The 13407-nt window shown below is 68.5% G+C and carries 19 protein-coding genes; 18 read left to right on the top strand and 1 reads right to left on the bottom strand.

The genetic code is table 11. The features are described 5' to 3' along the window. The first annotated feature begins 237 nt into the window (after positions 1 to 237). The 16 genes from rpsH to truA all read left to right on the top strand — a co-directional run bounded on the left by rpsH (position 238) and on the right by truA (position 10907). Positions 238 to 636: a 30S ribosomal protein S8 gene (rpsH, locus tag ACWD3O_RS03955; protein ID WP_180220786.1), complete on the top strand. Its 399-nt coding sequence runs from the start codon at positions 238 to 240 to the stop codon at positions 634 to 636. A gap of 22 nt (positions 637 to 658) precedes the next feature. Then, positions 659 to 1198 (top strand): 50S ribosomal protein L6, encoded by a 540-nt coding sequence (gene rplF / locus ACWD3O_RS03950; protein WP_356128641.1) that lies wholly within the window; start codon positions 659 to 661, stop codon positions 1196 to 1198. 3 nt (positions 1199 to 1201) lie between these two features. Continuing rightward, a complete protein-coding gene (rplR, locus tag ACWD3O_RS03945) occupies positions 1202 to 1585 on the top strand; it encodes a 50S ribosomal protein L18 (RefSeq protein WP_451410564.1) in 384 nt (127 codons plus the stop codon). Between the two features lie 46 nt (positions 1586 to 1631). After that, entirely contained in the window at positions 1632 to 2237 is a 606-nt protein-coding gene (gene rpsE / locus ACWD3O_RS03940; protein WP_019753099.1) for a 30S ribosomal protein S5, read from the top strand. Then, positions 2237 to 2419, top strand: coding sequence for a 50S ribosomal protein L30 (rpmD, locus tag ACWD3O_RS03935; RefSeq protein WP_003974250.1), 183 nt, complete (start codon positions 2237 to 2239; stop codon positions 2417 to 2419). The genes rpsE and rpmD overlap by 1 nt, the downstream gene beginning before the upstream one ends. 2 nt (positions 2420 to 2421) lie before the next feature. Beyond that, positions 2422 to 2877 (top strand): 50S ribosomal protein L15, encoded by a 456-nt coding sequence (gene rplO, locus ACWD3O_RS03930; protein ID WP_151771766.1) that lies wholly within the window; start codon positions 2422 to 2424, stop codon positions 2875 to 2877. Between the two features lie 283 nt (positions 2878 to 3160). Further along, the gene (gene secY / locus ACWD3O_RS03925) at positions 3161 to 4474 is read left to right on the top strand and encodes a preprotein translocase subunit SecY (RefSeq protein WP_451410563.1); all 1314 of its coding nucleotides are present in this window, start codon (positions 3161 to 3163) and stop codon (positions 4472 to 4474) included. Next, positions 4474 to 5127, top strand: coding sequence for an adenylate kinase (locus tag ACWD3O_RS03920; RefSeq protein ID WP_356128654.1), 654 nt, complete (start codon positions 4474 to 4476; stop codon positions 5125 to 5127). The genes secY and ACWD3O_RS03920 overlap by 1 nt, the downstream gene beginning before the upstream one ends. Positions 5128 to 5332: 205 nt before the next feature. Further along, positions 5333 to 6172 (top strand): type I methionyl aminopeptidase, encoded by an 840-nt coding sequence (map, locus tag ACWD3O_RS03915; RefSeq protein WP_451414763.1) that lies wholly within the window; start codon positions 5333 to 5335, stop codon positions 6170 to 6172. A gap of 277 nt (positions 6173 to 6449) precedes the next feature. Next, positions 6450 to 6671, top strand: coding sequence for a translation initiation factor IF-1 (gene infA / locus ACWD3O_RS03910; RefSeq protein WP_004927214.1), 222 nt, complete (start codon positions 6450 to 6452; stop codon positions 6669 to 6671). Between the two features lie 75 nt (positions 6672 to 6746). Next, positions 6747 to 6860, top strand: coding sequence for a 50S ribosomal protein L36 (rpmJ, locus tag ACWD3O_RS03905; RefSeq protein WP_003998809.1), 114 nt, complete (start codon positions 6747 to 6749; stop codon positions 6858 to 6860). Positions 6861 to 7066: 206 nt separating this feature from the next. Continuing rightward, the gene (rpsM, locus tag ACWD3O_RS03900) at positions 7067 to 7447 is read left to right on the top strand and encodes a 30S ribosomal protein S13 (protein ID WP_351110686.1); all 381 of its coding nucleotides are present in this window, start codon (positions 7067 to 7069) and stop codon (positions 7445 to 7447) included. Between the two features lie 65 nt (positions 7448 to 7512). After that, positions 7513 to 7917 (top strand): 30S ribosomal protein S11, encoded by a 405-nt coding sequence (gene rpsK / locus ACWD3O_RS03895; RefSeq protein WP_003956432.1) that lies wholly within the window; start codon positions 7513 to 7515, stop codon positions 7915 to 7917. A 305-nt stretch (positions 7918 to 8222) separates the two neighbouring features. Further along, on the top strand, positions 8223 to 9245 hold the full coding sequence (locus ACWD3O_RS03890) for a DNA-directed RNA polymerase subunit alpha (RefSeq protein WP_151771761.1): 1023 nt from the start codon (positions 8223 to 8225) through the stop codon (positions 9243 to 9245). A gap of 123 nt (positions 9246 to 9368) precedes the next feature. Then, positions 9369 to 9890: a 50S ribosomal protein L17 gene (gene rplQ, locus ACWD3O_RS03885; protein WP_451410561.1), complete on the top strand. Its 522-nt coding sequence runs from the start codon at positions 9369 to 9371 to the stop codon at positions 9888 to 9890. Between the two features lie 102 nt (positions 9891 to 9992). Continuing rightward, the gene (truA, locus tag ACWD3O_RS03880; protein WP_451410560.1) at positions 9993 to 10907 is read left to right on the top strand and encodes a tRNA pseudouridine(38-40) synthase TruA; all 915 of its coding nucleotides are present in this window, start codon (positions 9993 to 9995) and stop codon (positions 10905 to 10907) included. A gap of 91 nt (positions 10908 to 10998) precedes the next feature. Here the strand turns inward: truA and ACWD3O_RS03875 are convergent, their stop codons facing one another. Continuing rightward, on the bottom strand, positions 10999 to 11895 hold the full coding sequence (locus ACWD3O_RS03875) for a hypothetical protein (RefSeq protein ID WP_451410559.1): 897 nt from the start codon (positions 11893 to 11895) through the stop codon (positions 10999 to 11001). A 405-nt stretch (positions 11896 to 12300) separates the two neighbouring features. On the opposite strand from ACWD3O_RS03875, the gene rplM reads away from it, so the two are divergent. Together rplM and rpsI are read left to right on the top strand one after the other, a co-directional pair. Continuing rightward, positions 12301 to 12744: a 50S ribosomal protein L13 gene (gene rplM, locus ACWD3O_RS03870; protein ID WP_108954789.1), complete on the top strand. Its 444-nt coding sequence runs from the start codon at positions 12301 to 12303 to the stop codon at positions 12742 to 12744. A gap of 42 nt (positions 12745 to 12786) precedes the next feature. After that, positions 12787 to 13299, top strand: coding sequence for a 30S ribosomal protein S9 (rpsI, locus tag ACWD3O_RS03865; protein WP_361138106.1), 513 nt, complete (start codon positions 12787 to 12789; stop codon positions 13297 to 13299). Positions 13300 to 13407 lie beyond the last annotated feature (108 nt).

Genomic DNA, 13407 nt, shown 5'->3' with positions numbered 1-13407 from the left:
TCCCCTATTTGGGGACCCCGGACTCTCGGTAAGCAGGCCGGTCCGGCAGGCGACCCGCCACACATGGCTTAGGCTGGTGTGGTTGGGCGCTTGCCGTGCCCGGCCGTCCGCGGGCACGGTCCCGCTCAATGACGCTTACTACGCCGTAGGTCCACCGCGCCGCACCCGTCCCGTCTCGGATCGGGGAGAGGGATGGCGCATCAGGAAACCCCGGCGAGAGAGGCCTAAGGCCAATTCATGACCATGACTGATCCGATCGCAGACATGCTCACGCGTCTGCGTAACGCGAACTCGGCATACCACGACACGGTGTCGATGCCGCACTCCAAGATCAAGTCGCACATCGCGGAGATCCTCCAGCAGGAGGGCTTCATCACCGGCTGGAAGACCGAGGACGCCGAGGTCGGCAAGAACCTCGTCCTCGAGCTGAAGTTCGGCCCGAACCGCGAGCGCTCCATCGCGGGCATCAAGCGGATCTCCAAGCCCGGTCTCCGGGTGTACGCGAAGTCCACCAACCTGCCCAAGGTCCTCGGCGGCCTCGGCGTGGCGATCATCTCCACGTCGCACGGTCTCCTGACCGACAAGCAGGCCGGCAAGAAGGGCGTGGGTGGGGAAGTCCTCGCCTACGTCTGGTAACGGAAGGGAACGAGATACAGCTATGTCGCGTATCGGCAAGCTCCCCATCGCGGTTCCCGCCGGCGTGGACGTCACCATCGACGGCCGTACGGTCTCGGTCAAGGGCCCCAAGGGCTCTCTGACCCACACCGTCGTGGCGCCGATCGAGATCGTCAAGGGCGAGGACGGCACCCTCCAGGTGACCCGCCCCAACGACGAGCGTCAGAACAAGGCCCTCCACGGCCTGTCCCGCACGCTGGTGGCGAACATGATCACCGGCGTGACCCAGGGTTACGTGAAGAAGCTCGAGATCAGCGGTGTCGGTTACCGCGTGACGGCCAAGGGCTCGAACCTCGAGTTCGCGCTCGGCTACTCGCACCCGATCACCGTCGAGGCGCCCGAGGGCATCACCTTCAAGGTGGAGACCCCCACCCGCTTCCAGGTCGAGGGCATCGACAAGCAGAAGGTCGGCGAGGTCGCGGCGAACATCCGCAAGCTGCGCAAGCCCGACCCGTACAAGGCCAAGGGCGTCAAGTACGAGGGCGAAGTCATCCGCCGCAAGGTCGGAAAGGCGGGTAAGTAACCCATGGCATACGGGCAGAAGATCCTGAAGGGCGACGCCTACAAGCGCGCCGCCATCAAGCGTCGGCACATCCGGATCCGGAAGAACATCTCCGGCGACGCCGAGCGTCCCCGTCTCGTCGTGACCCGCTCGAACCGCCACATCGTGGCCCAGGTGATCGACGACATCAAGGGTCACACCCTGGCGTCGGCGTCCACCCTGGACGCTTCGATCCGCGGCGGCGAGGGCGACAAGTCCGCGCAGGCCCAGCAGGTCGGCGCCCTGGTCGCCGAGCGTGCCAAGGCCGCGGGCGTCGAGGCTGTCGTGTTCGACCGTGGTGGCAACAGGTACGCCGGCCGCATCGCGGCCCTGGCCGACGCCGCCCGCGAAGCCGGTCTCAAGTTCTGAGCCGGTTCCGTAGCGAAGCTAGCGGAAACAGAGAGAGGTAATTCCAATGGCTGGACCCCAGCGCCGCGGCAGCGGTGCCGGTGGCGGCGAGCGGCGGGACCGGAAGGGCCGTGACGGCGGCGCAGCTGCCGCCGAGAAGACCGCTTACGTTGAGCGCGTTGTCGCGATCAACCGTGTCGCCAAGGTTGTGAAGGGTGGTCGTCGCTTCAGCTTCACCGCGCTGGTCGTGGTGGGCGACGGTGACGGCACCGTGGGTGTCGGTTACGGCAAGGCCAAGGAGGTGCCGGCCGCCATCGCCAAGGGCGTTGAGGAGGCCAAGAAGCACTTCTTCAAGGTCCCCCGCATCCAGGGCACCATCCCGCACCCCATCCAGGGTGAGAAGGCTGCCGGCGTCGTGCTGCTCAAGCCCGCGTCCCCCGGTACCGGTGTTATCGCCGGTGGTCCGGTGCGTGCCGTGCTCGAGTGCGCCGGTATCCACGACGTGCTGTCGAAGTCGCTCGGCTCCGACAACGCGATCAACATCGTGCACGCGACCGTGGAGGCCCTGAAGGGCCTGCAGCGTCCCGAGGAGATCGCGGCCCGCCGTGGTCTGCCGCTCGAGGACGTCGCTCCCGCGGCTCTCCTTCGTGCGCGTGCCGGGGCGGGTGCGTGATGGCGCAGCTGAAGATCACCCAGGTTAAGTCGTACATCGGCAGCAAGCAGAACCACCGCGACACCCTGCGTTCCCTTGGTCTCAAGGGCATCAACACGCAGGTCGTCAAGGAGGACCGCCCCGAGTTCCGCGGCATGGTGCACACCGTCCGCCACCTCGTGACGGTCGAGGAGGTCGACTGATCATGGCGGAGCAGAACCCGCTCAAGATCCACAACCTCCGTCCCGCCCCGGGCGCCAAGACCGCCAAGACCCGTGTGGGTCGTGGTGAGGCGTCGAAGGGTAAGACGGCCGGTCGTGGTACCAAGGGCACCAAGGCCCGTTACCAGGTTCCGGAGCGCTTCGAGGGTGGCCAGATGCCCCTCCACATGCGTCTCCCGAAGCTCAAGGGCTTCCGGAACCCCTTCAAGACCGAGTTCCAGGTCGTGAACCTGGACAAGCTCGCCGCCCTCTACCCCGAGGGTGGGGAGGTCACCGTTGCCGACCTGGTCGACAAGGGTGCCGTCCGCAAGAACCAGCTCGTCAAGGTCCTCGGCCAGGGCGAGATCTCCGTGGCGCTGCAGGTGACGGTCGACGCCGTCTCCGGCTCCGCCAAGGAGAAGATCACCGCCGCCGGCGGTACGGTCACCGAGCTCGTCTGACGAGTTCCGGACACGGTCGGCGTCCTTGCGGCGTACGGCTGAGGTCCCTGTGACCCGAGCGATTCCCGACCGGGGATGCCCCACAAATGGGGTATCCCCGGTTGGTCGTTCTCAAGGGGTTGGTGTCGCCGGTAAGGTGACCTCCACTGCCACCCTTCGACCAGTGCGCCCAGACGACGCACCGGGCACTCGAAGCGGCGGCGGCCCGTTACATCGTTTGGTATTTGTCGATCCTCAAGACCGTCACCCTTGACGCAGTTGCGCGGGGGTCGCAGGAGGCACCGTGCTCACCGCGTTCGCCCGGGCGTTCAAGACGCCCGACCTGCGCAAGAAGCTGCTCTTCACGCTCGGCATCATCGTTGTCTACCGCGTCGGTACACATGTCCCGATTCCCGGTGTGGACTACCGGTCCGTACAGATCTGTGTGGACCAGGCGGCCGGCAACTCGGGTCTCTTCGGCCTGGTCAACATGTTCAGCGGTGGTGCGCTGCTGCAGATCACGATCTTCGCGCTCGGCATCATGCCGTACATCACGGCGAGCATCATTCTGCAGCTGCTGACCGTGGTGATCCCGCGGCTCGAGGCCCTCAAGAAGGAGGGCCAGAGCGGTACGGCGAAGATCACCCAGTACACCCGATACCTGACCATCGCGCTGGCCGTGCTGCAGGGCACCGGCCTCGTCGCGACCGCCCGCAGCGGCGCGCTCTTCAGCGGCTGCTCCGTGGCCGGCCAGATCGTTCCGGACCGCTCGATCTACGTCACCGTCATCATGGTCATCACCATGACGGCCGGCACCGCCGCCGTCATGTGGCTGGGCGAGCTCATCACCGACCGCGGCATCGGCAACGGCATGTCGATCCTGATGTTCATCTCGATCGCCGCCACCTTCCCCTCCGCCCTCTGGGCGATCAAGGAGTCGGGCACGCTGGCCGACGGCTGGATCGAGTTCGGCACCGTGATGCTGGTCGGCTTCGTCATGGTCGGCCTGGTCGTGTTCGTCGAGCAGGCGCAGCGGCGCATTCCCGTCCAGTACGCGAAGCGCATGATCGGCCGCCGGTCCTACGGCGGCACGTCGACCTACATCCCCCTGAAGGTCAACCAGGCGGGTGTGATCCCGGTCATCTTCGCCTCGTCGCTGCTGTACATCCCGGCCCTGGTGGCCCAGTTCTCGAGCGGTACGTCCGGCTGGAAGACGTGGATCCAGGCGCACCTTGTGGATGGCGATGACCCGATTTACATCGCCATGTACTTCCTGCTGATCGTCTTCTTCGCCTTCTTCTACGTGGCCATCACCTTCAACCCCGAAGAAGTGGCCGACAACATGAAGAAGTATGGTGGGTTCATCCCGGGCATCCGGGCTGGCCGACCGACCGCTGAGTACCTGAGCTACGTGCTCAACCGGATCACCTGGCCGGGTTCGCTGTACCTGGGTCTGATCGCTCTCGTGCCGACAATGGCGTTGGCCGGTTTCGGGGCAAACCAGAACTTCCCGTTCGGTGGCACCAGCATCCTGATCATCGTGGGTGTGGGCCTCGAGACGGTGAAGCAGATCGAGAGCCAGCTCCAGCAGCGCAATTACGAAGGGTTCCTCCGCTGATGCGAATCGTCCTCGTCGGGCCGCCTGGTGCCGGTAAGGGAACGCAGGCCGCGTTCCTCGCCGAGAACCTCTCCATCCCGCACATCTCCACGGGCGACCTGTTCCGGGCCAACATCGGCCAGCAGACGGAGCTGGGCAAGCTGGCGAAGTCCTACATGGACAAGGGCGACCTGGTGCCGGACGAGGTCACCATCGCCATGGCCAAGGACCGCATGGAGCAGGCGGACGCCGTGGGCGGCTTCCTCCTCGACGGCTTCCCCCGCAACGTCTCGCAGGCCGAGGCGCTGGACGGCATGCTCGGCGAGGGCGGCATGAAGCTGGACGCGGTGCTGGACCTCGAGGTCCCCGAGGACGAGATCGTGAAGCGGATCGCCGGCCGGCGCATCTGCCGCAAGGACTCCGCGCACGTCTTCCACGTCACCTACAACCCGCCGAAGGCCGAGGGCGTCTGCGACGTCTGCGGCGGCGAGCTGTACCAGCGTGACGACGACACCGAGGACACGGTGCGCAAGCGCCTGGAGGTCTACCACACGCAGACCGAGCCGATCATCGACTACTACCGGGCGCAGGACCTGGTCGTGACGATCGAGGCGCTCGGCAAGGTGGACGAGGTCACCGCCCGCGCCATGGCCGCGCTCAAGGTCGGCGAGTAGTCCTCCCGCCCGCACAGCGCCGTACGAGGCCGCGGTTCCCCCCTGGGGAGCCGCGGCCTCGGCGTGTGCGGGCCCTGTCGCCCCGGTGCGCTGCGTGCGCGTCCGGGGCCGGGCTGTCACGGCGCGTGCGGGGAACACGTATCGTTGGTGGTGTACGTACAGGACGGGACCACGTCGGTCCGGCGGAGAAAGGCCCGTAGCGCTCATGGTGCAGATCAAGACCCCGGAGCAGATCGCGAAGATGCGCGAGGCGGGGCTGGTCGTCGCCGCCGTGCACGCCGCCACCCGGGAGGCCGCGGTCCCCGGCGCCACCACCCGTGACCTCGACGAGGTGGCCCGCAAGGTGCTCGCCGAGCACGGCGCGAAGTCGAACTTCCTCGGCTACGGCGGTTTCCCGGCCACCATCTGCACCTCGGTCAACGAGGTGGTCGTCCACGGCATCCCGTCCGACGAGGTGGTCCTCAAGGACGGCGACGTGATCTCCATCGACGCCGGCGCCATCATCGACGGCTGGCACGCGGACGCCGCGTACACCTGCTTCGTGGGCTCCGGCCACCTGCCCGAGCTGCACGAGCTCTCCCGGGTGACCGAGGAGTCGATGTGGGCGGGCATCGCGGCCATGAAGCAGGGCAACCGGCTGGTCGACATCTCCCGCGCCATCGAGACGTACATCCGCCGCCAGCCGAAGCCGGGCGGCGGCAAGTACGGCATCGTCGAGGACTACGGCGGCCACGGCATCGGCACCGAGATGCACATGGACCCGCACCTGCTGAACTACGTCGAGCGGCGCCGCGGCAAGGGCCCCAAGCTGGTCACCGGCTTCTGCCTGGCCATCGAGCCGATGGTGTCGCTGGGCACCCCGAAGACCAAGGTCCTCTCCGACGACTGGACCGTGATCACCACGGACGGCACCTGGTCCTCGCACTGGGAGCACTCGGTGGCGCTGACGGCCGAGGGCCCGCTGGTCCTCACCGCCCCGGACGGCGGCCGCGCCAAGCTGGCCGAGCACGGCATCACCGCCGCCCCGGACCCGCTGGCCTCCTGACGACGGCCCCCACCCCGGTTCGCCGCCACCCCCGTCCCGCGGAGCCCCGTGCCCGCCCGGCGGGGGTGCGGTGTTCCGCGCCCCCGGCGTGCGGGGAGTCACCGCGATGCGTTCCGTCGGCCCGGGCGGGCATAAGGATCACGCGGATGGGGCATTCTTCCCCGATTCGTATTTCGCGGAGCCCTGACGTAGACTGACTCGTCGGCTCCCGTGCACCCGCATGCCTGTATGCGCTTCGTGCGGAGTCGATCAAGGTAGTCGATTCGAAGGGCGAAGCGTGGCCAAGAAGCAAGGTGCCATCGAGATCGAGGGCACTGTCGTCGAGTCTCTGCCGAACGCCATGTTCAGGGTCGAGCTCCAGAACGGCCACCAGGTCCTGGCTCACATCAGCGGCAAGATGCGCATGCACTACATCCGCATCCTCCCTGACGACCGGGTCGTGGTGGAGCTTTCTCCGTACGACCTGACGCGTGGCCGGATCGTCTACCGGTACAAGTAGATCTGCCTGCACTCCGTGCGCCGTCCGGCTTGGGCGGTCCGCGGGTGGTGGCACTGACCCGGAGAACCTCATCCCATGAAGGTCAAGCCGAGCGTCAAGAAGATCTGCGACAAGTGCAGGGTGATCCGCCGTCACGGTCGGGTCATGGTCATCTGCGAGAACCCGCGCCACAAGCAGCGCCAGGGCTGACGCACTGACCTCCCCTCTGCTTCCGCAGAGTCTTCGCGCGACGCGAGCAAATTGTCATACGCAGGACCCGGAACCGTTCGATCGGTTCCGACACCCCCGGTCGGAGGCCGGGGACCCGTCCCGTACCGACCCCGTGAAAGCGGCGGGGAACGGCGGGCGGGAGCCGGTTCTGCCGCAGACCTCCGACAACCAACTGGAGCCATTGAATGGCACGCGTTTCCGGTGTTGACATCCCGCGCGAAAAGCGCGTGGAGGTCGCCCTCACCTACGTGTTCGGCATCGGCCGGACCCTCTCCCAGCAGACTCTGGCTGCCACGGGCATCGACCCCAACGTGCGAGTGCGCGACCTCTCCGAGGAGCAGCTCGTCGCGATCCGTGAGTACGTCGACGCCAACATCAAGACCGAGGGTGACCTCCGTCGCGAGATCCAGGCCGACATCCGCCGCAAGGTCGAGATCGGCTCGTACCAGGGTCTGCGTCACCGTCGTGGCCTGCCGGTCCGCGGTCAGCGCACCAGCACGAACGCTCGTACCCGCAAGGGCCCGCGTCGCGCCATCGCCGGCAAGAAGAAGCCGGGCAAGAAGTAGTCCGCAGCGGACGACTGTCCACGGTCTTCGCTGTAGGACCGACCACCTCCCGTAGGAGATAAGACATGCCCCCCAAGGGACGTCAGGGCGCTGCCAAGAAGGTGCGCCGCAAGGAAAAGAAGAACGTCGCTCACGGCCACGCGCACATCAAGAGCACGTTCAACAACACGATCGTCTCGATCACGGACCCGTCCGGCAACGTGATCTCCTGGGCCTCCGCCGGCCACGTCGGCTTCAAGGGCTCGCGCAAGTCCACCCCGTTCGCCGCGCAGATGGCCGCCGAGTCGGCCGCGCGTCGCGCGCAGGAGCACGGCATGCGCAAGGTCGACGTCTTCGTCAAGGGTCCCGGCTCCGGCCGTGAGACCGCGATCCGCTCCCTCCAGGCCACCGGCCTCGAGGTGGGTTCGATCCAGGACGTCACCCCCACCCCGCACAACGGCTGCCGTCCGCCGAAGCGCCGCCGCGTCTGATCGGTCGCCGGGTTCCCACCCGGCTGCCGGTCACGGCGGAGGGGCTCCGGCCGGGGGTCCGGGGGTTGTCCCCCGGGCGTCGCAGCACGGCTGCCGTCCGCCGAAGCGCCGCCGCGTCCGATCCGCGGCCGGGGGTTCCCGGCCGAGGGTTCGGCAGCGCGCCCGTGAGGGCTTGAGGTTCGGGCGGTACGACTCCGGAAGGGGACGTGCCGCCCGTATCCTTGCAGTACCCGCGCCTCCTGCCGGGCGCGGTTCCGTCGGACGTCAAATAGCGGGCGTCCACGAAAGAAGGATCTGATCCCAGCATGCTGATCGCTCAGCGTCCCTCGTTGACCGAAGAGGTCGTCGACGAGTTCCGGTCCCGGTTCGTGATCGAGCCGCTGGAGCCGGGCTTCGGTTACACCCTCGGCAACTCCCTGCGCCGTACCCTCCTCTCCTCGATCCCGGGTGCGGCGGTCACGTCCATCCGCATCGACGGCGTGCTGCACGAGTTCACCACCGTGCCGGGCGTCAAGGAGGACGTCACCGACCTGATCCTCAACATCAAGCAGCTGGTCGTCTCCTCGGAGCACGACGAGCCGGTCGTGATGTACCTGCGCAAGCAGGGTCCGGGTCTGGTCACCGCCGCCGACATCGCGCCCCCGGCCGGTGTCGAGGTGCACAACCCCGACCTGGTTCTGGCCTCGCTGAACGGCAAGGGCAAGCTGGAGATGGAGCTGACCGTGGAGCGCGGTCGCGGCTACGTCTCCGCCGTCCAGAACAAGCAGGCCGGCCAGGAGATCGGCCGCATCCCGGTCGACTCGATCTACTCGCCGGTCCTCAAGGTCACCTACAAGGTCGAGGCGACCCGAGTCGAGCAGCGCACCGACTTCGACAAGCTGATCGTCGACGTCGAGACCAAGCAGGCCATGCGCCCGCGTGACGCCATGGCGTCGGCCGGCAAGACCCTGGTCGAGCTGTTCGGTCTGGCCCGCGAGCTCAACGTCGACGCCGAGGGCATCGACATGGGCCCGTCGCCGACGGACGCCGCCCTGGCCGCCGACCTGGCGCTGCCGATCGAGGAGCTGGAGCTCACCGTTCGGTCGTACAACTGCCTCAAGCGCGAGGGCATCCACTCCGTGGGTGAGCTCGTCGCCCGCTCCGAGGCCGACCTGCTGGACATCCGCAACTTCGGCGCGAAGTCCATCGACGAGGTCAAGGCGAAGCTGGCCGGCATGGGCCTGGCCCTCAAGGACAGCCCGCCCGGATTCGACCCGACCGCCGCCGCCGACGCCTTCGGCGCCGACGACGACTCGGACGCCGGTTTCGTCGAGACCGAGCAGTACTGAGCCCGGTCACGACAGCCGCACTTCCCGCGCCCCCTCGGGGGCGCGGGTCTCCGACGGGCGACCGCCCGCTCGGATACTGACTCCGGTACCTGATACGGCCGGGGCAGACACCTAGGAGAAGACATGCCGAAGCCCACCAAGGGTGCCCGTCTGGGCGGCAGCGCCGCGCACGAGAAGCTGCTCCTCGCGAACCTCGCGAAGAGCCTCTTCGAGCACGGCCGCATCACCACCACCGAGGCGAAGGCGCGCCGTCTGCGCCCGTACGCCGAGCGTCTGGTCACCAAGGCGAAGAAGGGCGACCTTCACAACCGCCGCCAGGTGCTGCAGGTGATCACGGACAAGAGCATCGTCCACACGCTCTTCACCGAGATCGGCCCGCGCTACGAGAACCGCCCGGGTGGTTACACCCGTATCACCAAGATCGGTAACCGCCGTGGCGACAACGCGCCCATGGCCGTCATCGAGCTGGTGGAGGCCCTGACCGTGGCCCAGGAGGCCACCGGCGAGGCCGAGGCTGCCACGAAGCGTGCGGTCAAGGAGTCCTCCGAGAAGGACGCCAAGCAGGCCGAGGCCACCGAGACGAACGAGGCCGCCGAGGGCACCGAGGCTCCGGCCGAAGAGGCCAAGGACGCCAAGGACGCCTGAACCGGCGCCCCAGGCTGACGCCTGACGCGAGCGGGTCCGCCCTTCTTGGGCGGGCCCGCTTTCGCATGCCGGTACCCGAACGGGACCTGAGAGGATCGAAGGGTGAGCGACGAAGTACAGCCCGGTTTCGTCCGGGTGCGCCTCGACCTGTCCTACGACGGCACCGATTTCCACGGCTGGGCCAAGCAGGCCGGCGGGAAGCGGACCGTGCAGGGCGAGATCGAGGACGCGCTGCGGACCGTGACCCGGTCGCGGGAGACCACGTACGAGCTGACCGTGGCCGGCCGCACCGACGCCGGGGTGCACGCCCGGGGCCAGGTCGCGCACGTCGACCTGCCCGAGCAGCTGTGGGCCGAGCACCGGGAGAAGCTGCTGAAGCGGCTGGCGGGGCGGCTCTCGCGGGACGTGCGGATCTGGTCGGCGGTCGAGGCGCCCCCCGGGTTCAACGCGCGGTTCTCCGCGATCTGGCGCCGGTACGCCTACCGCGTCACCGACGCCCCCGGCGGCGTCGACCCGCTGCTGCGCGGCCATGTGCTCTGGCACGACTGGCCGCTGGACGTGGCCGCGATGAACGAGGCCGCCAAGGCGCTGCTGGGCGAGCACGACTTCGCCGCGTACTGCAAGAAGCGGGAGGGCGCCACCACCATCCGCACCCTCCAGGAGCTGAGCCTGGTCCGCGGGGACGACGGGATCGTCACCGCGACGGTGCGGGCCGACGCGTTCTGCCACAACATGGTGCGCTCGCTGATCGGCGCGCTGCTGTTCGTCGGCGACGGGCACCGGCCGGTGGAGTGGCCCGGGAAGGTGCTGGCCGCCGGGGTGCGGGACTCCGCCGTGCACGTGGTGCGGCCGCACGGGCTGACGCTGGAGGAGGTCGGCTACCCGGCGGACGACCAGCTCGCCGCCCGCAACCTCGCCGCCCGCAACCGGCGCACGCTGCCGGGGGCGGGGCCGGGCTCGGTGCCGGGTTCGGTGCCGGGTTCGGCGGCCGTCGAGGGCTGCGTCACCTGCGACTGACCTGACCTGAACCCGACCCGATCGATGCGGAGCCGGCCCGGCACGCGCCGGGCCCCTCCGTTTCGTCCGTCCCAGGTCCCGCGGGCGCGGGTCACTGCGCCGGGGCCGCCGTCGCCTGGGCCTCGCCGCGGCGGTGGATCTGCTGGAAGGCGTAGTGGGCCAGGTGGTCGCCGGCGTCGAAGACGTCCTTGTCCGAGGCCTTGACGTCCTTGCCGTCGGTGAAGCCGGTGATGGTGAAGTAGGTGTACCGGCCGTAGGAGTTGATCGTGCTGCGGCAGACCGCCCCGTCGCAGAACGGCTTCACGTCCTTGCCGGAGAGCGGCTCGATGATGGCGCTCTTGTCGGACTGCTCCCGCGCCGCCGTCGCGTCCTCGGCGCTGTCGAAGACGGCCACGCCCACGGTGACGGCGACGCCGTCCCGGGTGTAGGTGGCGCGCAGCATCTTGGTGCAGCCGTTGTCGGCCAGCACCTTCGGGAGGGTGTGCTGGGCGGCGGAGGCGCAGTCGGCGGTCTCGGCGGAGGGGCCCTTGATGTAGGCGGCCTCGCCCAGGGTGAGCTTGCCGCCCGCCTTGCCCGGGAAGAGGGCGGCGGGGGAGAGCGGCGCGGTGTCCTTGCGGGAGTCCGCCAGGATCTCCTCCGGGTCCAGCGGCGGCGGGGCGCTGGTGGGCGCGAACGACGGCGTGCCGGTGGAGCCCGAGGCGCTGGTTCCCCCGGAGCCCGCCGCCGGGCCGGGGTCGTCCCCGCCGCGGGTCAGCAGGACCGCGGTGACGGCGCCGGCCACGACGACCACCGCCGCGACGGCGGCCGCGACGATCCGGCGGCGCTTCGCCTTGGCGGCGGAGGCCTCCGCGAGCGCCTCCCAGTCCGGTCCCCCGGGGTTGCCGGAACCGCCCTGCGCCCACGGCTGCGGTGCGGCGTCCGGCTGCTGCGAATGAGGCTTCCAAGGGTCCCACTGCTGTGGCCCAGGCCCCCCTTGCCCATAACTCATGCCGCGCATCCTAGACCGGGCTCCACGCGGTCCGTGCCGGGGCGGCCGGGGGGTGTGGCGCAGGTCTCCCGGCGGGCCGTGCGGAGTGGCGCGCGGCCGTGCGGCGCACGGGCCGCCGGCCGGACGATCATGCCCCGCCGGGCGGAACGATCACGCCCGGGCGGGGTGCGGGTGCTGAACAGGCGAACGGGCGTTTTGACCCGTGGGCCGGGCGAGGGGTAACCTGCCTTTTCGTTGTGTATTGGCTTGCTCATTCTCACGGGACGGGCCCTTACACCGGTCCACCGGGCCGATGACCAGCGACCAGCACGCGGTTTGCGTCACCGCAGTGCGGTCAGGGCTGTCGTGATCGCTTCGGTGACCTTGTCTAGGACCATTCACTGAAGATAGCGAAGGCTACGAACCGTGCGTACGTTCAGCCCCAAGCCCGGCGATATCACCCGCCAGTGGCACGTCATTGACGCCCAGGACGTCGTCCTCGGCCGTCTGGCGTCCACCGCCGCCTCCATCCTGCGGGGCAAGCACAAGCCGATCTACGCCCCCCACGTTGACACCGGTGACTTCGTCATCATCATCAACGCGGACAAGGTGCACCTGTCCGGCAACAAGAAGACCCAGAAGATGGCGTACCGCCACTCCGGCTACCCGGGCGGTCTGCGTTCGGTTCGTTACGACGAGCTGCTCGCGAAGAACCCGGAGAAGGCCATCGAGAAGGCCGTCAAGGGCATGCTTCCCAAGAACACCCTGGGCCGTCAGATGCTCTCCAAGCTGAAGGTCTACTCGGGCGAGAACCACCCGCACGCTGCGCAGCAGCCGGTTCCGTTCGAGATCACCCAGGTCGCGCAGTAAGTACGGCCACCCCCTAAGCCTGAAGAGAATCTGAGGAGAATCGTGGCCGAGACCACTGCCGAGCAGCCGCTCGAAGAGCTTGACATCGACAGCTACACCACCGAGTCCGAGGCCCCCGTCGAGGGCGAGTACACCTCGGAGTCCATGGCCTCCCGCTTCGGCGAGCCGCAGCCGGCCGCCGGCCTGGGCCGTCGCAAGAACGCCATCGCCCGCGTCCGGATCGTCCCGGGCACCGGCAAGTGGAAGATCAACGGCCGCACCCTCGAGGACTACTTCCCGAACAAGGTGCACCAGCAGGAGGTCAACGAGCCCTTCAAGGTGCTCGAGCTCGAGGGCCGTTACGACGTCATCGCCCGCATCGCGGGTGGCGGCGTCTCCGGTCAGGCCGGTGCGCTCCGTCTGGGTGTCGCCCGTGCGCTGAACGAGGCGGACGTCGACAACAACCGTGGCCCGCTGAAGAAGGCCGGCTTCCTGAGCCGCGACGCGCGTGCCGTCGAGCGCAAGAAGGCCGGTCTGAAGAAGGCCCGCAAGGCGCCGCAGTACAGCAAGCGCTAAACCCGGTCCTGCCTGTACGTACGGCAGACCGACAGCACGTCCGAACGCCCCGTCGGCACTCACTTGGTGCCGTCGGGGCGTTCGTTTATCGGCGGCAGCAGTCATATA

It is taken from the genome of Streptomyces sp. NPDC002640, assembly GCF_053592575.1.
The sequence above is the reverse complement of the archived record's forward strand: the minus strand, read 5'-3'. Positions and strand labels throughout refer to the sequence as shown.